This window comes from Campylobacter peloridis LMG 23910 (assembly GCF_000816785.1).
GTDB lineage: Bacteria > Campylobacterota > Campylobacteria > Campylobacterales > Campylobacteraceae > Campylobacter_D > Campylobacter_D peloridis.
Genome location: NZ_CP007766.1, coordinates 421,825 through 444,076 on the forward strand (window position 1 = coordinate 421,825; position 22,252 = coordinate 444,076).

Genomic DNA, 22,252 nt, shown 5'->3' on the forward strand with positions numbered 1-22,252 from the left:
TTTATGTTTGGTTTTTATGGAAAAAATGAAATAATCCCTGAAATTTTTCATGATTTACATCAACAAAAAATAAATTATATTTTTTTAAATTTATATAATGCTTTGGTTGATGATGAAATGAAAATTGCCTATAAATACGCATATAAAGCTAATAGTTTAAGAAATATTTTTGAGTTAAAAATCAAGGATATGCTAAATCAAAAGCCTTTAAATTTCAAGAGAGCAAAATCTTTTTGCCCTTACTCGCACAAAATAATACAAGCGTTTTTGATGAACGAATTTTCTTTGCGTGATATTGGTGTAAAAATTCCAAAAACATCTTTAGCAAGACTAATTTACAATGTATTTTTTAATGATGGATTTATGATAAATACACAATTTGCCTTTGAAAGTTTTGTTTTGGATAAAATAAGCAAAAGCAACCAAAGTATAAAAATTAATTTTATAAAAGATATCATTATTTTAGATAATAAAATTGCAATCAAAGCTTGTTTTGTCATGGATAAAAATAATGATATACAAGGTGCTTTAAAATTTATACAGGAAAATAATTTTGAAAAATTCTATATTGTGTATCCTAGAAATAAAAATTTTACACAATGTATGGAAATCAAACATTTTTTATGCGAAAATAAAAAAACTTTGTTAAAATTAGTGCCTTATACTATTAATAACCAAATTTTAAGGAGAAAATAAATGTCAATAGCGGTAATTTATGGTAGTTCTATGGGAAATACTGAAGGTGCGGCGAATATGATTGCTCAAAAATTAGGAATTTCAGATGTATTAAATATAGCAGATATTGATGCAGATAAAATAAATTCTTATGATAAATTAATTTGCGGAACTTCAACTTGGGGAAGTGGAGATTTGCAAGATGATTGGGATGGTTTTGATTTTTCTGCTTTAAGTCTTAGTGGTAAGACTATAGCGGTTTTTGGTATGGGTGATAGTGAGAGTTATTCTGATACTTATTGTAGTGCTATGGGTAAACTTGCTCAAGCTTTAAAAGCAGCAGGTGCGAATTTAGTTGGTGCGGTATCTACTGGAGGCTATACTTTTGAAGCAAGTGATGCAGTAGAAGGTGATAAATTCGTTGGACTTGCATTAGATAATGATAACCATGAAGACTTAACTGAAAGTAGAATTGATGTTTGGATTGAACAAATCAAACCCTCATTTTCTTAATACAATATAGATGCTATAAACAGCATCTATATTATTTAAACTGAAAATTCTAGCTTTTTTGCTAATAGTATTTTATTATCAGTATATTTTGCCCATTGAATTTGTAAAGAAAATATTGAAGCTTTAGAAAATTTTGCAAAAGGAAATTTTTGAAAATATAAATTTTCTTGTTCTTTTGAAGCTTTAGAAAATTTAGCTTTAATTTGAACTCCTTTAATGAGATTAATAATATCTGTATCTAAAGCAATGCTTATGGCAACTTTTGGATTTTTATAAGAAAGCTTTATGTGTTTTGTATGCTCTTTGCTTGCAAAAACTAATGCTAGTGCTTTTTCATCAAAAGCATAATAACAACTTGCACAATAAACCCCATTATCCTCATCTATCATACTTAAATTTAATAATTTTTGAGAACGAATAAAATTTTTGATTCTTTCATCCATCATGTTTAGCTTTCAAATTTAAAATTTTTTGATAACTTAAATGAGTTAAAAAAATAACATAAAATACCTGTAAAAATAAGCCAAATAAAGGAATGCTTGATAGAATAAAAAACACTAATGTGCTTATTTTAAAATATAATGGTGATGAATTTTTATAAAATTCATTAAAATTTTTTTTATCTAAAACATTGCTAAGAACATCTAGTATTAAAAGTTTATGAAATAAATAGTAAAACACTCCATAGTAAATTATAATACTAACAAAAGGCATAATAAGTAAAAAAGTAGCTATTATAAATAATATACAAAAAAATAGTATAAATTTAAATGCTTTAAATAAAACTTCTAAAAAACTTATTTCATTTTCTATAGAATAATTATAGTATTTTTGGTTTATTTTTTTTACAATATAAGGAGTTAAAAAAGAAATAATAAACATAGTAAAAAAAACACAAGCAAATATTATTATGAAAAATCCGCCTATGGCACTTAAAAATGCTAAGGAAAATTGAACAATAGAAAAACTAAAAAACCATGCTAGAAAAGTTCCATTGATTATTTCATCAATATAAGAAAAAAATAAATCATAAGTATAAAATACTAAAAAACTAAATAAAATTAAACTAAAAACCAAAGGCAATAAAGAAAATTTTAAAAAAGGCTTGCTAAGAAAATCTTGCAAGCTTAAGTAAAAAATAGTCATTTTGCATCATTATAAGCATTTTGTAATTTTTTGTAAATTTCTTTATACTCTAAAGTTTCTTTTAAAATTTGACTTAAAACATCGTTATCTTCTATGCCGTTCCATATTTTTTTATACATACCTTCTTTATAACCATTTTCTTGTCTAAATTGATTGAGAATATTTTTTCCAATGTAAATTCTATAAAGTTCAAAGAAATTTAGGCCACATTTTCTAGCCAAAACAAAATACACACTTAAAAGCTCGCCTAAATCATAATCAAATCCACTACATTTGTGAATGATAAGTTCTATGTCGTTTAAAATTCCATAGATATCCGCATCAGTTGGATTGGAAGTTTCTTTGCAAAAATCATCAAAAAAAGTCACAGAAGAAACTTCTTCTGCGATGAAATTTTTATCATTTATTTGTTTTTCTTTATATTCTTCCAATATCAAACTAAGGATAAAATGCCAAATATCAACAATTTCTATGCGAACATTGTCCCAATTTGCAGGAGTGTGTATGCTTTTCCAGTGTTTCCATGCAAAAGAATCTATAAGCTCAGCACACTCCATATAAATACATCTTCTAAAACTTATTAATTTACCTTCTTTGGTGTAACCATTTTCCCAACCTATACCATTGGTATCATCGTTTAATTTTTGCTGGAGTTCTAGCATGCTTTTTAAAATATCTTTTACTTCCATTTTTTTCCTTATTAAGCGTAAAATCCAAATTCTTTATTATTTTCTTCTTCTTTTTTCTTTTCTTGATTTTCGTATTGTTTCCAAATTTCTTCTAGTAATTTTGCACTATCTTGAAAAATTTGTTTTTTAATATCAGCAAGATTGGTTTTATTCATTTCTTGTTTTAAGCTTTTATCCATGGTGTTTAAAAGTTCATGTAATGTAGCTTTTTTATGTTCATTGGTTTTTGATTCAGGTAATGCATTGCCAATTTTCATTGCAGTTGTGATTAATTCTTTTGGTTTTAAACTTCCTACTCTTGAGTTTTTCATAAATTCATCGATTTGAGGTTGTATTTTAGCTACTGCTTCTTTGATTTCATTTATATCATCTTGTGTTAGTTTTGTTCCAGTGTAAGAAAAGGAAAAACCAAATTGATTTCTAAGGTTTAAGGAAGCCAAATCTCCATCTTTTTCAAATTTTGCTTCTTTTTTGTCATACATTGAAAATGAAAGCTGATTACCACTTTTTGTTTTAATGTCCATTGAAAAACTTTGAGAATTTAAACTAGATATTTGCATTTTCTTCCTTTCAAATCAAGATAAAACTACATCGTCAAAATAGTTAAATCTTAAATAAAATTTGCAAAGTTTTTACTTTGCAAATTTCAAATATTTAGGGAGAAAAATATTTTAACATTAAGTTTTTAAATGCTCGTTAAATCCCAAAATATTTTTAGTAATTTTTCATTTTTTGTATGTATTAAAATTTCTTTTTTGTTATGATTGCTTTTACAAGCTTTTAGCGCTTGTTTTAAGTGCTCTTTTATTGAAAAAATCAACCCAAAGGCAATTGCATTTTTATCAAGGCCACCAAGCATATATATTAAAGGCATTCTAAGAGATTTTGATATGTCAATTTTTGCCTTGTCAGTAATAGTGGTTTTAAAATCAAATTTGCTAGGATGTTTAAATTTATAAGCTAAAGCAAGATCTAAAAACTCATCTAAATGGTTTAATTTTTTTCCACTAATAAATGGATATATAAAATAAAATAAATCTAATATATTATTGCTAGTTTTACTTTCATCATCGTAATTTTTTTGTATAAAATCATAATAATCTTTGAAATATTTTTGATAATTTTCACTTAAAATTATAGCCATTTTGGTTTTTGCAAAATTATTTAAAAAAACTTTAGGATTAGCTTCAAAACTAAAATCTAAAAAATTAATTTTTGTATTATTTTGATAAAAAATCCCACTGATATCACTTTCTAAATCAAGCAAAATATTATCAGAATTAAGCTCATTACTAGAGCTATTATAAGTTATTTTATCATCTAATATAATAGAAAAATCATTATAAGCAAACTCATTACTCATAGGTTTTTCATAAAAACCAAAATCATCCCAAAAATTTTCTTCACTACAAGCAATACAACCATGTCCTGCAGCTACTGGCCAAGATGTTTTGGAATTAAATTTAACTTTAGGGCAGTTATTGTAAGCATAAGGCCCTTTGCAGCCTATTTTAAAAAGACAATAGCCTTCTTTAATGCTTTCATCATCAAAACTTTGAGCAAAATTTCCTGCTTCAAATTTAGCCTTTCTTTCACATAAATCATGTAAGCATTTTCCATAAAGAGCTAAAGGTCTATTTTGCTCATCTAAAGCCATATCTTGCTCAAATAATATATAAAAACAAAGTGCTGCAATGATATTTACATCACTTGGAGGGCAACCTGGTATATTGATGATTTTTTCTTCTAAGACTTTAGAAATTCCTATACTTTTGGTAGGGTTTGGATGTGCAGCTTGAATTCCTCCATAGCTTGAACAAGTTCCCATAGCAAAAATTGTTTTAGCATTTTTAGCACATTTTTGTAAAATTTCATATCCATTTTCACCATGTGCTCCTATGGTTAGATAAAAAGGATCTATCGCACAAACCCCACCCTCAACAGCTAAAATAAAATCTTTTTTTTCTAAAACTTCTTCTAAATGTGATTCTGCTTGGTGTCCGCTTGCACTCATAAAGGTTTCATGATATTCTAAAGAAATAAAATCAAAAATTAAATCCAAAAAATCAGGCAATGAAGTTCTAAGTAAACTCTCACTACACCCTGTGCATTCACTTAAATGAAGCCATATAAGGCTAGGTGGGGTGTGAAGTTGAAAATATCTATGTGCTAAAGAGCTAAAATCATTTGGTAAACCTAAAATTTTAATGATGGAATTTACAGCCTCTAATGAGATATTTTTTTCTTCTTTATGTGAGTTTTCTAAAAGTGCAATTTTATGCTCTAATATGCTTTTTAATTCTTCATTGCCCAAAGACATTTTTTAACCTTTAGCTATTTGTATCATATTTAAAAAATCATTTGCATTTAATGCAGCTGAACCTATTAAAACTCCATCACAATTTTTTAAAGCACAAATTTCTTTAATATTGTTTTGATTAACACTTCCACCATATAAAAGTTTGGCTTTGGTAAATTCTCTTAAAAAATTAAGTATAGTATTGATATCATTAAGATTGGCACTTACTCCTGTGCCTATAGAATAAATAGGCTCATAAGCTATGATAAGTTTTTTATAAGATAAATCAATATTTTCTATTTGTTTTTTTAAAAAATCTAAGCTTTTGTTAGCATTTTTAGTTTCTAAACTTTCACCTATGCAATAAATAATGTTAAAATCAAGACTTTTAGCAAAATTAAATTTAGCTTTTAAAAAGCTTTCATCTTCATTTAAAGCTCTTCTTTCAGAATGGCCGATTAATACACTTTTGATATTAAATTCTTCTAAGTGAGTTTTACCTATTTCTCCAGTATAGGCTCCATTTTCACAAGGATAAAAATTTTGTGCTCCTTGATGAAAGGTGAAATTTGCTTTTAAAAAAGCTGTACTTGGTGGGAAGATGAAAATTTCATCTTCTTTATTTAAATTTTGATTTAATTCCTGAGCGTAAAGTTCAAAGCTTGATCTTGTATGATTACACTTTAAATTTGCTGCAAAAATCATTCATTATCCTTTATAGTCAAAGGTTTTACACCAGGAAGTTCCTTGCCTTCTATGAGCTCTAAAGAAGCTCCACCGCCAGTTGATATAAAAGTCATCTCATCAGCATCGCCTGCTCTTGCTACAACATCAGCTGTATCGCCACCACCTATTACCGTAGTTGCATGAGATTCGCTAATATAATGGCTCATTTTAATGCTACCTTTTGAGAATTTATCGATTTCAAAAACTCCCATAGGCCCATTCCACCAAATAGTTTGAGCATCAGAAAGTGCCTCTTTAAATAATCTTACACTAGCTGGACCTATATCAAGCCCCATCCAACCTGCAGGAATTTCTTGCACAGGAGTGTATTTCATCACTGCTTCTTGAGAACAAGTTTGTGCTGCTGTAACATCCACAGGAAGGTAAATTTTCACTCCTAAATTTTTACCTTTGAGTAAGATTTTATTTGCTTCTTCTATTAAATCTTCTTCTAAAAGTGAATTTCCTATATCATAACCCTGAGCTTTCAAGAAAGTAAAGGCCATACCTCCGCCGATGATGAGTTTATCCACTTTTGGAAGTAAATTAGTCAAAGCTTGTAATTTACCGCTCACTTTAGAACCACCCACTACAGCTACAAAAGGACGCGCAGGGTGTTTGATGAGATTGCTTGCAAATTCTATTTCTTTTTGGAGTAAAAAACCTGCACCTTTGTTTGCATTATCAAAGTATTTAGTAATAGCTTCAACACTTGCATGGGCTCTATGGCAAACTCCAAAAGCATCATTAATATAAACATCAGCCATAGAAGCAAGTTCTTTGGCTAAATTTTCATCATTTTTAGTTTCTCCTTTTTCAAAACGCAAATTTTCTAAAATTAAAATTTCACTAGGTTTTAATTCACTAGCTTTTTTCTTTGCATCTTCACCTATAACATCTTTAGCCATGATGACTTCTTTAGCCATTAAACGTGCAAGTCTTTTTGCAACCGGTTCTAAAGAATATTTTGAAGCTATTTCTTTTGGGCGCCCTAAATGCGAAGCTAGGATAACTGCACAACCATTATCCAAACAATATCTTATGGTAGGGATAGCTGAGCGAATACGACGATCATCTGTTATATTTAAAAACTCATCTTGAGGAACATTAAAATCACATCTAATAAATACTTTTTTCTTTGCCAGATCAATATCTTTAATCGATAAAATACTACTCATTTTAAGCCTTTGCCACAAATACTGCCATATCTACTAAACGAGAAGAATATCCCCACTCATTGTCATACCAAGCAACTACTTTAACAAAATCATCACAAATTACTTGAGTTAAATCACTTGCTACAATCGCTCCATATGAACAAGTTATAAAATCACTTGAAACTCTTTCTTCATCATCTACTAATAATAAACCTTTTAAATTGCTAGTAGCTGCTTTTCTAAAAGCTTCGTTGATTTCTTCTTTACTTACTTTTTTCTTTAAAGTTGCAGTCAAATCCACGGTTGATACATCAGCTACAGGCACACGCATGCTTTGGCCATGTAATTTTCCATCAAGTTCAGGCATAACAAGCTTCATAGCTTTTGCTGCACCAGTTGAAGTTGGGATGATGTTTTGTGCAGCAGCGCGCGATCTTCTTTTATCTCTTGCTTTTGCATCAATAATGCTTTGTCCATTTGTATATGCATGAATAGTAGTCATTAAACCTTTTTCTATGCCAAAATTATCTTGCAAAACTCTACAAATTGGGCCTAAGCAGTTGGTAGTACAACTTGCATTTGAGATGATACTTTCGCCTTTGTATTCATGTGCATTTACCCCTAAAACATAAGTTGGAGTTTTATCTTTTGCAGGTGCACTCATGATAACTTTTTGCACTCCATGATCTAAAAATCCTTGACATTTTTCCATGGTTAAGTGTGCACCAGTACATTCTAAAACAATTTGTGCACCATATTTTGCAAAGTCTAAATCAGCTACATTTCTACTTTTTAATACTTTTATTTTTTTATTATCAATTATTAAATCATCACCTTCGCTATCAACATTACCATCATATACTCCATGAATAGTGTCGTATTTAAAAAGATATTTTGTGAGTTCAATATCAGTAGTATCATTAATTGCTACAAGCTCAATATCATCGCGTTTCATGATAATTCTTGCAACACATCTTCCAATGCGTCCAAAACCATTTATTGCAACTTTTACAGCCATTTTCATTTCCTTTTTATGATTAAGTAGGTAAAATTCTACTAAAAAAAGGTTAAATTTTAATGAAAATCGCACTTTTTGGTGGTAGTTTTGATCCACCTCATTTAGGGCATAATGCTATAGTTTTTAATGCACTAACAAATTTAGAGCTTGATAAACTCATTATTATGCCTACTTTTATCAGTCCATTTAAGCAAGAATTTACTGCAAATGAACAAAGACGCTTAAAATGGTGTAAGATGATTTGGGGAGATTTGGAAAAAGTTGAAATTTGTGATTTTGAAATAAAAAAACAAAGACCTGTGCCTAGTATAGAAAGTGTTGATTTTTTGTATAAAACATATGAAATCTCAAAATTTTATCTTATTTTAGGAGCTGATCATTTACAAAGTCTTGAAAAATGGCATGAATTTGAAAGATTACAAAATTTGGTAGAATTTGTTATAGCTAAAAGAGATGATATTTTTATACCACAACATTTTAAAACCTTAGATACTAAAGTAGATATTTCTTCTTCTTTTATAAGGCAAACCTTGCAAACATCACAAGTTTGTGAGCAAATCAAAGAAGAAGTTAAGCTTTATTATTCTAAATTTAAAAATATTCAACAAAAGGAAAACAATGCAAGAAAGAATTAATAACATAGTACAGATTTTAGATGATAAAAAAGCAGATTTAATAGAAATTTTTGATATGCAAGATAAGGATTATTTTGTTAAATTTGTAGTAATTGCCACTACTATGGGAGAAAGACATGCGCTTTCTTTGATTGATGATTTAAAAACTAATCTTAAAAGTAAAGGTGAAGAGTTTTTAAATATAGAAAGTAGTGAAGAATGGAGTGTGCTTGATTTGGGTGATATTTTGATTCACTTAATGAGTGAAACTTATAGAGCAAAATACAATATTGAAGAATTTTTAAAAAGTTTAAATAAAGAAAATCATAACTAGGAAAAAAATTGGATAATTTAATTACTGAATTATCAGATTTAGCTAAAGAATATTTTGAAAATTCAGAATTTGAAAAATGTGATGAGGTTTTAAGTGAGCTTATAGCTTTTTGCAAAGGTGAAATTACACTTGCTCAAGATGGTAAAGTGATTTTTATAAGTGATGAAGATAAAGAGCGTTTACTCTTAGAAGCTTACCATAATAGAGCACTTTGTAGATTTAATTGTTTGAAATTTCAAGAAGCACTCAAAGATGCAACTATAGCTGTAGAATTTGATCCTAATAATGTATTTTTATTTAATCTTTTGGGTTTGTGTAATTTTAAGTTAGATTTATTACAAGAAGCACTTTTAGCTTTTAATAAAACCATAGCATTAGATAATGCATATTATTTAGCATATTTTAATAGAGCTAGAGTTTATTTGCTTTTGGATGAACAAGCAAAAGCTTTAAAAGATTTACAAATTTGTATTGATTTGGCTCCAAAATATTATATGGCTTATTATACTAGAGCTATTGCCTTGCTTAGTGTTGATCCAAAACAAGCTTTGATTGATTTTAAAAAATCCCAAGATTTAGGCTTTGAATCCTCGCAAATATTTTATTATCAAGGTGTAGCTTATGAGAATTTAGAAGATTATCAAAAAGCTGTTGAATTTTTTACTAAGATGATTGAACAAGATGAGAGTTTTGCTGATGCGTATTATAAAAGGGCTAATAATAAACGCAAAATTGATGATTTAGAAGGAGCTTTACAAGATTGCTTAAAATCCATTGAATTAGACAATGAAAATGCAATGGCATACTTAATTTTGGGGCATATTTATAAAGATTTAGAAAATATAGAATTATCAATAAATGCTTTTAAAAAATCTATTGAATTAGATGAAAATTTACAATATCCATGTTTTGCATTAGCTAGGATTTTATATGATTTAAAAGATTATGAACAAGCTTTGAAGTATTATGATAAAACCATTGAGCTTTATAAAGAATATGCCCAAGCATATATTAATAGGGGTAATACTAAAATTAATCTAAAAATGATTGAAGAGGCAGTGGAAGATTTTGATTTAGCAGCAAAGTATTATGAAAAAAGAGTAAAAGAGCATAGTTTTTCTATGTCAGAATTAGCAGAACTTGAACACGCAGTACCTTATGGTTTTTATCATTTGGGTAATAGCTTGTATGAGATAGACAAATATGATGAAGCTTTGATAAGTTATGAAAAAGCTTTGAAATATCAAAAAGAATATCCTGATGTTTTTTATAATAGAGCTTATTTAAAATCAGATCTTGAAAAATATGAGGAAGCTTTAGAAGATAGCGAGCTAGCTATACAATACTATAAAAAACAAAATAATACTCAAGATTATGCTAATTCTCTTTCTCAAAGAGCTTGGATTAAAAGCAAACTTGAGAGATTTCAAGAAGCTATGGATGAATACAATGAACTTATAAAATCATATAAAGATTATCTTGATTTAAAAGATGTGTTATTTGAAAGAGCATATTGTGCAAAAGAGCTTGAATCTTATGAAGAGTTAATAGCTTATTGTAATGCAGCATGCAAGGTGGATAAAGATAATTTTAAACTTTATTTTTGGCGAGGAATTGCTAAATATAATTTAAGCTTAGAAGAAGAAGCTATAGAAGATTTAAACAAGGCTTTAAAAATCGATAAAAACCATAATGGTGCAAAGTATTATAAAGGACTTTGTTATGAAGATCTTTATATGTTTGAAGAAGCCATAAAATGCTATGATAGCGTGATTTTAAATAATGAAGAAGACGATGAATCGTATTTTCATAGAGCAAAGTGTAAAAGAAATCTTGAAAAATACAATGAAGCTTTAAAAGATATTAATGAGTGTTTGAAGATAGTTGATGATATTGCAGAATATTGGATAGAAAAAGCACAAATTTTAAGCTTTTTAGGAAAATATGATGAAAGCTTTGAGGCAGCAAAAAAAGCAAGTGAGATAGAGCCTAAATCATATGAGTGTTATCATTTTATGGGTGCGGTTAAAGTATATTTACAAGATTTTAAAGAAGCTATAAAATATCTTAATATGGCTTTAAATTTAGATGAAAACCAAAATTGGACACATTATTATAAAGCAGAGTGCTTAAGAAATTTGGGTGAATTTCATGATGCATTGCAATGTTATGAAGATTGCTTAAAGATAGTAAATGAAAATACCGATGCTTTGGTGGGAAAAATTCAGTGTTTAGAAGAGTTAAAAGAATATGAGCAAGCTTTGGAGTGCACTAAAGAATTATTAAAATTTGATGAAGAAAATGAGTTTGCATTAAAAAATCAAGATATTTTAATGCAAAAATTAAAAAAGCAAAATAAAAAATGGTGGCAAATTTGGAATTAAAGCTTTGTCTGATTTCTTATTTAGATGGATTTAAAATTTGCACAAATAAAGTCTATTTGCTATTTTTAATAAAAACATGAGTTTTAAAAAAAGTTATCTCACCCTTTATATTAATATTAAATTCCAAAGGAATAAAAATCAAAGATGAGCCATTGTTAAGTTTGTAGTTTAATTGAGAATTTTTCTGATAATTTTTTAAGATTTTGTCAAAATTTTCAAGCTTTAAAAGTTCTTTTTCTTGAAGTAAAAAATACAAGGTATTATTATCAATCCTCATAAAATATTTAAAGTCACTTGTATTAGCAATAAAATCAAATAATACTTCATCATAATTGTCTTTTAATTTATGGTATTTTGGATGAAATTTTTTGGACATATTGTGAAATTCTATCTTTTGTGGTTTTAAATGAGTTAAGTTATAAGTTTTTAAAAAATCATCAAAACTATAGTTGTTGTTGTAATTTTTATCAAGATCATGCAAGGTGTTTTTGATATTTTTGATTTGATTGTAATATTGTTTGCTTTGAGTGTAGTTAAGATCTAAAGAGTATATAGAGTTTTCTATTTTTTGCAGTTGGTATTTTTGTGAAAAAATAGTGATATGATTTGCAAAAAATCCTAAAAATAGTGCCATAAGTGCAAGTAGATAAAAAGAAAATTTTAATGCTATTTTTTGCCTAAATACACTTAGATAATTTGCAATCAAAAGCCATAAATTTAAAGTCAATACAGCCAAACGCTCAGGTGTGAAGCCATATTGTATAATTCTAACTATAATGGCATAAAATACAAAAATATTTAACGATAATAACACAATAAAAAAGGCATAGAGTAATGATTTTTTGATTTTATAAAAAGATAAATTTATCCAAAGATTAATTAATAAAAAAATACCAAACCAAAGGCATAAATGAACTATACTAAGACTTTCTAAAAGATTAAATAACACTCCTAAACCATAAGCAAAAAGCATGATTATATATAAAATACTAAAAGTATTTAGTATAAAAATAAAAATTTTATTAAAAGAATAAGAAGTAAATTTGCCAAGCAAAAATAAAGAAAAAATTCCAGCACTAAAAAGCCATAATGATAAAACATGAGAATTTAATTTACTAGAAGAAATATCAAATAAAAAATTAAACGAACCATAAAATATAGCCAAAAATATACCAAAAATCAGCCAAAAACTTACACTAAAAGAAAGGGCTGCTAAAAAATGATGAAAATAATTAAAATCATATAATTTTCTTGCACATACTAAAGCTATGAGTGTCAGTGCTAAAGATACATAAAGAGTATTTTGAGTGTAAAATAGCAAATAATCTTCATCTTGTTTGAAAATAAAATGCAAAATTATATAGAAAGTTAGCCCAAAAAATAAAATCCAAAAATTTGTTATACTTTTATAAGTCTGTGTTAAATTTTCTTTTGCTTTAAAAAATGTTTCACAAAAAATAACAAAAAGAGTTAAAAATAAAAAATCGCTACATTGATATAAATTATGAAAAAATGCTATAAAAAACCAAAAAAATAAATAAAAAATAACTCCAAGTGGATGATGTAATAAAGCTATATAGCTAGAATTAATAAATTTTTTAAACATAAATATTTTTTATTTTTTTAAGTAAAATTGATACAAATCCTTCAAAATCAGGTAAATTTAAATCTTTAATTTCTCTTTGTTGCTTTCCCCATATACATTCTGGAAAAAATGCATCTTCTTTAAAGCGCGCCATAACATGAAAATGCACTTTTGGGACATAGTTTGCAAAGGAAGCTATGTTGATTTTTTCTGGTTTGTAGTATTCTTTAAGGCTTAATTCGCAAGCTAAAACATACTGAAAAAGCATATTTTGTAAAAAAGCTGGACAATCACTTAATTCTTTGTAATTTTCTTTAGTAAAAATTTTTACCCAAGGAATTTGAGAATTTTCTTTTTCTATAAACAAATAATCATTTTCATAAATCATATTAACTCTTAAAAAAGACTAGGATTATTCCTAGTCTTTTGATTATTTTTTTGGTCCTATCATTTTTGTAGGATCTACAAATTTAGCAAAATCTTCCTCACTTACTAAACCAAGTTCCATAGCACTTTCTTTTAAAGAAATGCCTTTTTTGTGAGCATTTTTTGCTACTTTAGCTGCATTTTCATAGCCAATGTGCGGATTTAATGCAGTTACTAGCATTAAAGAATTATGTAAATTATAATCAATTTTTTCTTTATTTGGCTCTATGCCTACTGCACAATGGATATTAAATGAATGCATAGCATCAGCTAGCAAATCAAGACTTTGTAAGAAATTATAAATAATCACAGGTTTAAAAACATTAAGCTCAAAATTTCCTTGACTTGCACCAATTCCAATAGCCGCGTCATTTCCCATAACTTGCACTGCAACCATAGTTAAAGCTTCACACTGAGTAGGATTAACCTTACCTGGCATGATAGAACTTCCTGGTTCATTCTCAGGTATGTTTAACTCCCCAAGACCACATCTTGGGCCACTTGCTAGCCATCTAATATCATTTGCTATTTTCATTAAATTCGCAGCCAAACCTTTCATAGCTCCATGAGTAAAATTAATCGCATCATGGCTTGTTAGAGCATGGAATTTATTTGGGCTTGAAACAAATTTAGTACCTATTAGTTTGCTTAATTCTTCACTTACTTTTTCACTAAGTTCTGGATGAGCATTTAAACCTGTACCAACAGCTGTTCCGCCTATTGCAAGTTCTCTTAATGTAGGCAAAGAAGCGATGATTTGTTCTTTTGAGTGAAGTAGCATAGACAAATATCCACTAAATTCTTGTGCTAAAGTAAGTGGCGTAGCATCTTGAAGATGGGTTCTTCCTATTTTGATAATTCCATCAAATTCTTTTACTTTTTTCTCAAAAGTTGCTATAAGCTCATCTAAAGCAGGGATAAGTTTTTTTTCTACTTGTTCTACTGAAACTATACTCATAGCGGTTGGAAAAGTATCATTTGAACTTTGACTCATATTAACATGATCATTTGGATGAACGAGTTTTGCTTTTCTAAAATCTCCACCCATGATTTCAGTCGCACGATTTGCTATAACTTCATTCATATTCATATTGCTTTGCGTGCCTGAACCTGTTTGCCATATTGCTAGTGGAAAATTATCATCAAATTTGCCTGCTACGATTTCATCGCAAGCTTGCACGATGGCATTTTTTTTAGCATCATCTAATTTTCCAAGTTTATTATTTACCAAGGCCAAAGATTTTTTAAGATTTGCAAAAGCATAAATTAAAACTTTTGGCATTTTTTCACAACCAATTTTGAAATTTTCAAAACTTCTTTGAGTTTGTGCTCCCCAATATTTGTCATTAGGAACTTTAATTTCTCCCATAGTATCATGTTCGATTCTATATTCCATGGTTTTTCCTTAGTGTTAAAATGATATATAGTATTTAAGCCAAATAAACCCTAAAGTTTGCTTATAATTTAAGAAGTATTTATAAATTTATTTATTAAAGTGTAGTTTTTTCAAACTACACAAAAATTATTCTACGGTGACGCTTTTTGCTAAATTTCTTGGCATATCTACATCATTGCCAAGTCTTATAGAAACTTCTAAAGCTAGAAGTTGTAATATTACCATCATTTCAAAAAATTCACACATGTAGTGTTCTTGTTTTGAAGTTCTTATAAAATCATCGCTTAAATCAAAATCAAGCGGAGAGATAGCAAGTAAAGTAGAATCTCTTGCAGCAAGTTCTTCTACATTTGATTTGGTTTTTTCATAAAGACAATTTTGTGGCATTAAAGCAACGGTGAAAAGCTCACTATCTGCTAAAGCAATGGGCCCATGCTTCATTTCACCTGCTGGGTATCCCTCAGCATGCAAGTATGAAATTTCTTTTAATTTTAAAGCTCCTTCTAGTGCTAGTGGGTAAAACACATCTCTTCCTATAAAGAAAAAACCATGTCCATGTAGATATCTTTTTGAAATTCTATGCACTTTTTCATGCAGGCTTTGTTCGACTTTAACTATACTTGGCAAGCTTCTTAGCGCTTTGATTTCTTTACTCATATCTAAATTTATTTTTTGTGCAAGATAAATTGCAAGCATCCATAAAGTCGCTACTTGAGTAGCAAAGGCTTTGGTTGAAGCTACGCCTTTTTCAATGCCCGCTCTAGTAAGTAAAGATATGTCAGCTAAACGCACAATGTTGGAATTATCCACATTGCATATTGCTAAAGTTTTAACTCCTTGTGCTTTTGCTATTTTTAAAGCTTCTAGTGTATCAGCTGTTTCACCACTTTGAGAGATTACTACAAAAAGAGTATTTTTACCTATAATGGCTTCTCTATATCTAAATTCACTAGCTACTTCAACTTTAGTTTTAATTTTTGCAAGTCTTTCAAGTAAATAAGCTCCGCTTAATGCTGCATGATAGCTTGTTCCGCAAGCACAAAGTGTGATTTCATCTATGTTTTGTAAAAGTGTCTCATTTATATCTTCAAAAACAACTTGCTCACCTTGCAAACGCCCCATTAAAACTTCACCTAAAACTCTACTTTGTTCATAAATTTCTTTTTCCATAAAAAATCTGTAGCCATCTTTTTGTGCAAAACTTTTATCTTGACTTAGAGCTACAAAAGTAGGTTGTATGCAAGCTTGCTCATGGCAAATTTTACATTCGTTTAAATTCACATATCCATAATCTCCATCTTCAAGATAAGCTACTTTATCTACCAAAGAAACCAAAGGAGCATCACTTGATGCAAAATAATACTCATTCTCATCGCCATTTTTACCAATAATCAAAGGCACAGCATTTTTAGCAAAATATATAGTATTAGGATCTTTTTTACTTACAAGTAAGATTGCAAAAGCACCTCTTAATTCAGCTATAGTTTTTTTAAAAGCATCAAAAGGCTTTAGATTATTTGCGTAGTATTCAAATAAATGCACAATTACTTCAGTATCAGTTTGACTTAAAAAATTAACCCCTTCTTTGGTTAATTTTGTTTTTAACTCTTGATAATTTTCTATAATTCCATTGTGTATAACGCAAGAGTATTGTCCTAAATGAGGATGAGCGTTGATTTCAGTTGGTTTTCCATGAGTTGCCCAACGCGTATGTCCTATAGCTAGTCCAAAGCCATCACTACTGAAATTTGCTGTTTTATTAGCTAAATTTTCCAATTTTCCAACGGCCTTGAAAAAGTCTAATTCCCCATTTTTCATCACTGCTATACCAGCACTATCATAGCCTCTATATTCAAGCTCTTTTAAACCATCTAATATGATTTGTTTTTTTTCTTTGTTACCTATGTAGCCTACTATTCCACACATTCTTTACTCGCTTATTAATGATTTAAGAATTTGATCTTTATAATCTTGCAAACTTTCGTTTTTGTGCAAAATTAAAACATTTCGCGTTCTTTCTTTTATGGTTTGAATTTTTGCTGCGCTTAGTGCAATGTCGTATTTTGCAAGCACATCCATCACATATGCCATTAAACCTTTTTGATCTTTTGTGTTTAAGGTTATTTTGGCATAGCTTTTGGAATAATTCATATCTAATTTTAATTCATCTTTTTTAATGCTTGGTTTTTTAAGTTGTTTTTGTACTTTTGTATGGAGTTTTGAATTCAATAAATTTTCCAAACTTTCCTTTTGTGTGTTGCTAACTATGTCAGAATACTCAAATTTAAGATATATTTTTTCATCAAATAACTCAAAAAAGCTCATAAAAACTAAATTTAAAGAACTTAAAGTGTTAAGTATGTTTTCAAGATTGTTTTTTCTATTCATAATGAGTTCTAAAGTAAAATTTTCTTGATTATCAAGCCAAAATGCAAAATTCTCATTTTGTGCAATTTGTGCAATTTTAATAATATTTTCAAAACTATTTTTGATAAAAAATAAATTTGATTTAATATGCAAAATATTGTTTTGACTTTGCTCATCAAGATTTAAAAAAGCTTTACTTCTTTTTAAAGTTTGTTCTTTTTTTACTCTTCTTTGGCTTTCATCGATTAAATTTTCATCTTCAAAACCTTCATAGGCATTTTGATATAATCTTTCTAAACTTTTATAGTAAAAATGATTTTCTATACCTAAAGCTTTAGCATTACAAAAAGATAATTGATGTAGCACTTTTAAAGTTTTAATATCGTTTAGTTTTGAAATAAAATTTAAAACAATGGTAGAATTATAAATATCTTCTTTTTCAATGATATCTTTAAAAGCATTGAAATTTTTTAACAATCTTAATCCAAAATCTAAATCATCATTATGAATATTAAATTTTATCATATAAGCTCTGTAAATATTAGCTAGGGAAATTTCATTTTCTTCGTTTATTGCACTTAATAATATAGTAAGTTTTAAAATTAATAAAGTTTTAGTATCAAAATCATGTTCTTTTTCTTCAAAATATTTCAAACAAAGTAAAGCTCTATCTATGGCACTATATATTCCTTCTTCTTCGAGTAAAAATCTACTTTGAGTTAAAGGTTTGCAAAAATCTTTTAAAATATTTGCATCATTTAAAAGTTTTAAAATGCTATAAGAATATTTTCTTTCTAAAATAGCTTTAAAAAAATCCAAAATTTCCCCATTATTTTTAGCTCTTTTTAACGCAAAAACCAAATTAATATCAAAATGATAGTTTTTATCTTCTAACAACAAAATATCTTTTAAAATTTCACTTAAATTTTCTTCTTTTTTTGAATAAATAAATAAATCATTTTGTTCTAAACAATTTATTTGCTCTTTATAATGTTTTTCTTGAATACATCTTGCTAAAAAGTGAGTATAAATTCCACAAATTTGCATAGATTGTAAAGCTTTTTGAGTTAAAATGGATCTTAAGTCTAAATTTTTTTTCTCTTTTTTTTGCATTAAGTTAGCAAGCTCTTGAGAATTTTGCACTAAAAATAAATTAGTATTTTTACCCTCTAAAAGATTCATTGCGCATTTAAGTGAAAATAAAAAATCGCTCGCTAATTTAAATTCGCTTAATTCTTTCTCGTTGATAAAATAAAGCATGTAATTTTTAGGAGTATCTTTAAGCAAAATATTTAAATTTTCTATTTCTAGTTGTTCATCTAAACCGCCAAAATTTTTATTAATATCAAATTCTTGTTTTAGTAAAGGTTGTAAAAATGGATTGAAATCTTTTATTATTTTTAAAACAAATTCTTCTTTAAATTCTTCTTGAACTTGGATAATTTTTTCTTTTATTTGTTTGAATAAAATTTTAGAACCACAAATATATCTATGTTGTATGATATTTTGTTTTAGCTCGTTTTTAGCTATATTATAAAGCCCATTAATTTCACAAACTTGGTAATTAATGTTAAGATTAATATCACTTAAAGCACTTATAAAAGCCTTTATTAATGGTTTGATATTATAAGCTTTTATATCTTTATATATAAATAACAAATCAATATTTTCTTTTATACTTAAATTCATCTTAGCATATTGTTTAATAGCAATAACACAAAAGGGAAATTTATCATTATGCGGAAAAAAATCATCAAAAAAATCATTTAAAATAATCTCATAAGTATCTTCGATAAAACGATCAATTTCTTTAGAATGATAAAAACTAAATGAGCCTTGTTTTAAAAAAAGTCTAGAACAATATGCTTCATAGTCTTTTAAAGAATTTTTTAATTTATGAATTTTTTGTATATCAAGAGCCAAGATTTAATCCTTAGTTGAAAATTTGTATATCATACCAAAAATATTTTGTATTAAATTTTAAGTAAGTTAAAATTATAATTGTGATTTTAAACAAAATAAATAATTAAGAGCATGAATATGATTATAGAAAAATTAGAAAAACAAGAAAGATTAAACGAAGAAGAGGCTAATAAACTTTGGGATTTAGATCTTTTTACGCTAGCAAAATACGCTCAAAAAATCCGCACACAATTACATGGAAAAAAAGTTTATTTTAATATAAATCGCCATATTAACCCTACAAATATATGTGCTGATACTTGCAAATTTTGTGCTTTTTCAGCGCACAGAAAAAACCCTAATCCTTACACTATGTCGCATGAAGAGATTATGAAAATAGTTGATGAAACGGTTTTAAGAGATACAAAAGAAATTCATATTGTTTCAGCACACAATAAAAACACATCATGGCAATGGTATTTAGAAATTTTTAAAATGATTAAAGAGAAATATCCATTTTTACACATCAAAGCTTTAACTGCTGCTGAGGTTGATTTTTTAAGCAGGGCTTTTAATATGAGCTATGAAGAAGTGATAGAAAAAATGCTTGAATATGGTGTTGATTCTATGCCAGGTGGTGGGGCCGAAATTTTTGATGAGGAAATTAGAAAAAAGATTTGCCATGGTAAAGTAAGTAGTGAAAATTGGTTAAAAATTCACAAACTTTGGCATGATAAAGGCAGACAAAGTAACGCTACAATGCTTTTTGGGCATATAGAAAGTAGAGAAAATAGAATCAACCACATGATAAGATTAAGAAATCTTCAAGATCAAACAGGTGGTTTTAATGCTTTTATTCCTTTGCTTTGGCAACAAGATAATAGCTTTATTACGGGTAAAAAACCTCTAGGTTCGGTTGAAATTTTAAAAACCATAGCTATAGCAAGAATAGTTCTTGATAATGTTAAAAATATCAAAGCTTATTGGGCAACTATGGGTATAAATTTAGCTATGGTAGCTCAAGAATTTGGCGCAAATGATTTAGATGGAACTATAGAAAAAGAAAGCATACAAAGTGCAGGCGGTGCAAAAAGTGCTAATGGCTTGAGCTTAAAAACTTTTATAGAAATGATACAAAGTTCAGGTTATATAGCTATAGAGCGAGATAGCTTGTATAATGAATTAAAAACATATTAAGGAATAATATGGATTTTTTTAAACTTAAAGAAAATAAAACTGATGTAAAAACTGAAATTTATGCAGGAATTGCCACCTTTTTGGCAATGATTTATATTATCCCTATTAATGCTAATATCATGAGTGCTTCGGGTATGCCCTTAGAAGCTTTGATTGTTGCAACGGCTTTAGTAACTATCATAGCAACAGCTTTCAATGCTTTTTTTTCAAATACTCCCGTTGCAATGAGCGTGGGAATGGGTTTAAATGCGTATTTTACTTTTAGCGTGTGTAAAACCTATGAAATTCCTTGGCAAAGTGCATTAGGTGCTGTATTTTTATCCGGACTTATTTTTACTTTACTTTCTTTTACTAATTTTAGAATTTGGGTAATTAAAAGCATACCAAATGATTTAAGAAAAGCTATTTCAGCGGGTATTGGCGTGTTTATAGCCTTTATTGCGTTATCTCAAATGGGAATTATTGTAAAAAATGAATCTACTTTAGTAAGTTTGGGAGATTTTTCTAGTTCTAAAGTTCTTTTTGCTTTATTTGGCTTATTTTTGGTGTTTATTTTTTGGGCTTGGAGAATTAAAGCAGCATTTATTTTAGCGGTTTTATTGAGTGCTTTGTGTGCTTGGATTTTTGGTATTGATAATGCTAAATTTCCAGAGCAGCTTTTGTCTTTACCAGTGATTAGTGGAGAAAATGGTTTAAGTGCTATATTTGGCAAGCTTGATATTAAGGGTGCATTAGAACTTAGTATGATACCTATAGTATTGACTTTTTTTGTTACCCAGCTTTTTGATAGTATAGGCACTATTACGGGGGTAGGATCAAGAGGAAAAATTTTTGATGATCCAAAACTAGGTGAAAAAAAATTAGGCAAAACCCTAGGAGCAGATGCGGCAAGTTCAGCTGTAGGAGCTATAGTTGGCACATCAACCGTTACAGCATTTGTAGAAAGCTCAGCAGGAGTTGAAGCAGGTGGTAAGACAGGACTTACTGCCTTAGTAACTGCTGTATGTTTTATTTTTACTTTATTTTTACTTCCGGTATTTAAAGCCATTCCTGCAAATTCTATTTATCCGGTTTTGGTTTTAGTTGGAGTTTTAATGTTTATGGAGGTTGCAAGTATTAATTTTAAAGATAAAGCTATTGCAGTAAGTGCGTTTTTTATCATTATAATGATGCCACTTACTTATTCTATCACTACAGGTTTTGCTTTTGGTTTTATTGCTTATTTATTTATGCGTATAGTGCGGAAAGAATTTGAAAAAATCAATTTCGGTATAGTTATTTTAAGTGCAATTTCATTGCTTGTTTTTTTATTACAATTTATAGGAAATTAAGATGTATTATTATTCTTACGAAGAATTTCAACAAGAAATTATCCCTTTTACTCAAAAAATTAAAAATGAATTTAATCCTGATGTTTTGCTTGCCATTGCAAGAGGGGGGATGACTTTAGGACATTTTTTAGCAGAAGGTATGGATAATAGAAATTTATTTTCATTAAATTCCATTCATTATGAAGATACTAAAAAGCTAGATACAATTAAAATTTTTAATATTCCTGATCTTAGTGCGTATAAAAAAATTCTTTTAGTAGATGATATTATAGATAGTGGTGAAACTATGATAGAAATTAAAAGAGTTTTAATGGAAAAATATCCTCATTTAGAACTCAAAGTAGCTAGTGTTTTTTATAAAACTTCTGCTTTGTTAATCCCTGAATTTTATATTAAAGAAGCAAAAGAATGGATAGAATTTTTTTGGAGTATTAAAATTTAGTTCAGTATAAAATAAAATTATTATAATAATATTTTAAATGAATTTTGTTAA

The 22,252-nt window shown here is 28.1% G+C and carries 21 protein-coding genes; 8 read left to right on the forward strand and 13 right to left on the reverse strand.

The window, feature by feature from the left end; genetic code table 11:
• Positions 1 to 3: 3 nt before the first annotated feature.
• Entirely contained in the window at positions 4 to 696 is a 693-nt protein-coding gene (locus CPEL_RS02100; RefSeq protein WP_044598421.1) for a hypothetical protein, read from the forward strand.
• Positions 697 to 1,188, forward strand: coding sequence for a flavodoxin FldA (gene fldA, locus CPEL_RS02105; RefSeq protein WP_044598422.1), 492 nt, complete (start codon positions 697 to 699; stop codon positions 1,186 to 1,188). It abuts the gene before it with no gap.
• 35 nt (positions 1,189 to 1,223) lie between these two features.
• Here fldA and CPEL_RS02110 read toward each other — a convergent pair whose 3' ends face one another.
• The 8 genes from CPEL_RS02110 to gap form a co-directional block, all read right to left on the reverse strand.
• Positions 1,224 to 1,631 (reverse strand): pyridoxine 5'-phosphate oxidase family protein, encoded by a 408-nt coding sequence (locus CPEL_RS02110; RefSeq protein ID WP_044599486.1) that lies wholly within the window; start codon positions 1,629 to 1,631, stop codon positions 1,224 to 1,226.
• A complete protein-coding gene (locus tag CPEL_RS02115; protein ID WP_044598423.1) occupies positions 1,624 to 2,334 on the reverse strand; it encodes an EI24 domain-containing protein in 711 nt (236 codons plus the stop codon). The genes CPEL_RS02110 and CPEL_RS02115 overlap by 8 nt, the downstream gene beginning before the upstream one ends.
• A complete protein-coding gene (gene dut / locus CPEL_RS02120) occupies positions 2,331 to 3,023 on the reverse strand; it encodes a dUTPase (RefSeq protein WP_044598424.1) in 693 nt (230 codons plus the stop codon). The genes CPEL_RS02115 and dut overlap by 4 nt, the downstream gene beginning before the upstream one ends.
• A gap of 11 nt (positions 3,024 to 3,034) precedes the next feature.
• Complete coding sequence (locus CPEL_RS02125) at positions 3,035 to 3,583, reverse strand: invasion antigen I (RefSeq protein ID WP_044598425.1); 549 nt, start codon at positions 3,581 to 3,583, stop codon at positions 3,035 to 3,037.
• Positions 3,584 to 3,708: 125 nt separating this feature from the next.
• The gene (locus CPEL_RS02130) at positions 3,709 to 5,343 is read right to left on the reverse strand and encodes a hydrogenase small subunit (protein ID WP_044598426.1); all 1,635 of its coding nucleotides are present in this window, start codon (positions 5,341 to 5,343) and stop codon (positions 3,709 to 3,711) included.
• A gap of 3 nt (positions 5,344 to 5,346) precedes the next feature.
• A complete protein-coding gene (locus CPEL_RS02135) occupies positions 5,347 to 6,027 on the reverse strand; it encodes a triose-phosphate isomerase (RefSeq protein WP_044598427.1) in 681 nt (226 codons plus the stop codon).
• Positions 6,024 to 7,226, reverse strand: a complete 1,203-nt coding sequence (locus CPEL_RS02140) for a phosphoglycerate kinase (RefSeq protein ID WP_044598428.1) — start codon at positions 7,224 to 7,226, stop codon at positions 6,024 to 6,026. The genes CPEL_RS02135 and CPEL_RS02140 overlap by 4 nt, the downstream gene beginning before the upstream one ends.
• A gap of 1 nt (position 7,227) precedes the next feature.
• The gene (gene gap / locus CPEL_RS02145) at positions 7,228 to 8,223 is read right to left on the reverse strand and encodes a type I glyceraldehyde-3-phosphate dehydrogenase (protein WP_044598429.1); all 996 of its coding nucleotides are present in this window, start codon (positions 8,221 to 8,223) and stop codon (positions 7,228 to 7,230) included.
• A gap of 59 nt (positions 8,224 to 8,282) precedes the next feature.
• Between gap and nadD the strand changes: the two genes are divergently transcribed.
• The 3 genes from nadD to CPEL_RS02160 are packed head-to-tail and all read left to right on the forward strand — an operon-like array spanning position 8,283 to position 11,555.
• On the forward strand, positions 8,283 to 8,858 hold the full coding sequence (gene nadD / locus CPEL_RS02150; RefSeq protein ID WP_044598430.1) for a nicotinate (nicotinamide) nucleotide adenylyltransferase: 576 nt from the start codon (positions 8,283 to 8,285) through the stop codon (positions 8,856 to 8,858).
• On the forward strand, positions 8,842 to 9,171 hold the full coding sequence (gene rsfS / locus CPEL_RS02155) for a ribosome silencing factor (RefSeq protein WP_044598431.1): 330 nt from the start codon (positions 8,842 to 8,844) through the stop codon (positions 9,169 to 9,171). The genes nadD and rsfS overlap by 17 nt, the downstream gene beginning before the upstream one ends.
• 8 nt (positions 9,172 to 9,179) lie before the next feature.
• Positions 9,180 to 11,555 carry a tetratricopeptide repeat protein gene (locus tag CPEL_RS02160; RefSeq protein WP_044598432.1) on the forward strand — a complete coding sequence of 792 codons (2,376 nt, stop codon included), beginning with the start codon at positions 9,180 to 9,182 and terminating at the stop codon, positions 11,553 to 11,555.
• Positions 11,556 to 11,607: 52 nt separating this feature from the next.
• Here the strand turns inward: CPEL_RS02160 and CPEL_RS02165 are convergent, their stop codons facing one another.
• The 5 genes from CPEL_RS02165 to CPEL_RS02185 all read right to left on the reverse strand — a co-directional run bounded on the left by CPEL_RS02165 (position 11,608) and on the right by CPEL_RS02185 (position 19,018).
• A complete protein-coding gene (locus tag CPEL_RS02165; RefSeq protein WP_044598433.1) occupies positions 11,608 to 13,161 on the reverse strand; it encodes an MFS transporter in 1,554 nt (517 codons plus the stop codon).
• Positions 13,154 to 13,528 (reverse strand): HIT family protein, encoded by a 375-nt coding sequence (locus CPEL_RS02170; protein ID WP_044598434.1) that lies wholly within the window; start codon positions 13,526 to 13,528, stop codon positions 13,154 to 13,156. Before CPEL_RS02170 ends, CPEL_RS02165 begins: the two co-directional genes overlap by 8 nt.
• Positions 13,529 to 13,570: 42 nt before the next feature.
• Positions 13,571 to 14,962, reverse strand: coding sequence for a class II fumarate hydratase (gene fumC, locus CPEL_RS02175; protein WP_044598435.1), 1,392 nt, complete (start codon positions 14,960 to 14,962; stop codon positions 13,571 to 13,573).
• Positions 14,963 to 15,088: 126 nt separating this feature from the next.
• Complete coding sequence (gene glmS, locus CPEL_RS02180) at positions 15,089 to 16,888, reverse strand: glutamine--fructose-6-phosphate transaminase (isomerizing) (RefSeq protein WP_044598436.1); 1,800 nt, start codon at positions 16,886 to 16,888, stop codon at positions 15,089 to 15,091.
• 3 nt (positions 16,889 to 16,891) lie between these two features.
• Positions 16,892 to 19,018 (reverse strand): ACT domain-containing protein, encoded by a 2,127-nt coding sequence (locus CPEL_RS02185; protein WP_232088180.1) that lies wholly within the window; start codon positions 19,016 to 19,018, stop codon positions 16,892 to 16,894.
• A 345-nt stretch (positions 19,019 to 19,363) separates the two neighbouring features.
• Between CPEL_RS02185 and mqnE the strand changes: the two genes are divergently transcribed.
• Genes mqnE through CPEL_RS02200 form a run of 3 tightly spaced genes read left to right on the forward strand, consistent with a single transcriptional unit; the run spans position 19,364 to position 22,201 of the window.
• Positions 19,364 to 20,428, forward strand: a complete 1,065-nt coding sequence (gene mqnE, locus CPEL_RS02190) for an aminofutalosine synthase MqnE (RefSeq protein ID WP_044598437.1) — start codon at positions 19,364 to 19,366, stop codon at positions 20,426 to 20,428.
• Positions 20,429 to 20,436: 8 nt separating this feature from the next.
• Positions 20,437 to 21,759, forward strand: a complete 1,323-nt coding sequence (locus CPEL_RS02195; protein WP_044598438.1) for an NCS2 family permease — start codon at positions 20,437 to 20,439, stop codon at positions 21,757 to 21,759.
• A gap of 1 nt (position 21,760) precedes the next feature.
• Positions 21,761 to 22,201, forward strand: a complete 441-nt coding sequence (locus tag CPEL_RS02200; RefSeq protein WP_044598439.1) for a phosphoribosyltransferase — start codon at positions 21,761 to 21,763, stop codon at positions 22,199 to 22,201.
• The last annotated feature ends 51 nt before the right edge of the window (positions 22,202 to 22,252 follow it).

Bases quoted from the DNA above. Each gene is read 5' to 3' on its own strand.
- CPEL_RS02100 (WP_044598421.1), top strand. From the start codon at position 4: ATGTTTGGTTTTTATGGAAAAAATGAAATAATCCCTGAAATTTTTCAT.
- fldA (WP_044598422.1), top strand. From the start codon at position 697: ATGTCAATAGCGGTAATTTATGGTAGTTCTATGGGAAATACTGAAGGT.
- CPEL_RS02110 (WP_044599486.1), bottom strand. From the start codon at position 1,631: ATGGATGAAAGAATCAAAAATTTTATTCGTTCTCAAAAATTATTAAAT.
- CPEL_RS02115 (WP_044598423.1), bottom strand. From the start codon at position 2,334: ATGACTATTTTTTACTTAAGCTTGCAAGATTTTCTTAGCAAGCCTTTT.
- dut (WP_044598424.1), bottom strand. From the start codon at position 3,023: ATGGAAGTAAAAGATATTTTAAAAAGCATGCTAGAACTCCAGCAAAAA.
- CPEL_RS02125 (WP_044598425.1), bottom strand. From the start codon at position 3,583: ATGCAAATATCTAGTTTAAATTCTCAAAGTTTTTCAATGGACATTAAA.
- CPEL_RS02130 (WP_044598426.1), bottom strand. From the start codon at position 5,343: ATGTCTTTGGGCAATGAAGAATTAAAAAGCATATTAGAGCATAAAATT.
- CPEL_RS02135 (WP_044598427.1), bottom strand. From the start codon at position 6,027: ATGATTTTTGCAGCAAATTTAAAGTGTAATCATACAAGATCAAGCTTT.
- CPEL_RS02140 (WP_044598428.1), bottom strand. From the start codon at position 7,226: ATGAGTAGTATTTTATCGATTAAAGATATTGATCTGGCAAAGAAAAAA.
- gap (WP_044598429.1), bottom strand. From the start codon at position 8,223: ATGGCTGTAAAAGTTGCAATAAATGGTTTTGGACGCATTGGAAGATGT.
- nadD (WP_044598430.1), top strand. From the start codon at position 8,283: ATGAAAATCGCACTTTTTGGTGGTAGTTTTGATCCACCTCATTTAGGG.
- rsfS (WP_044598431.1), top strand. From the start codon at position 8,842: ATGCAAGAAAGAATTAATAACATAGTACAGATTTTAGATGATAAAAAA.
- CPEL_RS02165 (WP_044598433.1), bottom strand. From the start codon at position 13,161: ATGTTTAAAAAATTTATTAATTCTAGCTATATAGCTTTATTACATCAT.
- CPEL_RS02170 (WP_044598434.1), bottom strand. From the start codon at position 13,528: ATGATTTATGAAAATGATTATTTGTTTATAGAAAAAGAAAATTCTCAA.
- fumC (WP_044598435.1), bottom strand. From the start codon at position 14,962: ATGGAATATAGAATCGAACATGATACTATGGGAGAAATTAAAGTTCCT.
- glmS (WP_044598436.1), bottom strand. From the start codon at position 16,888: ATGTGTGGAATAGTAGGCTACATAGGTAACAAAGAAAAAAAACAAATC.
- CPEL_RS02185 (WP_232088180.1), bottom strand. From the start codon at position 19,018: ATGAATTTAAGTATAAAAGAAAATATTGATTTGTTATTTATATATAAA.
- mqnE (WP_044598437.1), top strand. From the start codon at position 19,364: ATGAATATGATTATAGAAAAATTAGAAAAACAAGAAAGATTAAACGAA.
- CPEL_RS02195 (WP_044598438.1), top strand. From the start codon at position 20,437: ATGGATTTTTTTAAACTTAAAGAAAATAAAACTGATGTAAAAACTGAA.
- CPEL_RS02200 (WP_044598439.1), top strand. From the start codon at position 21,761: ATGTATTATTATTCTTACGAAGAATTTCAACAAGAAATTATCCCTTTT.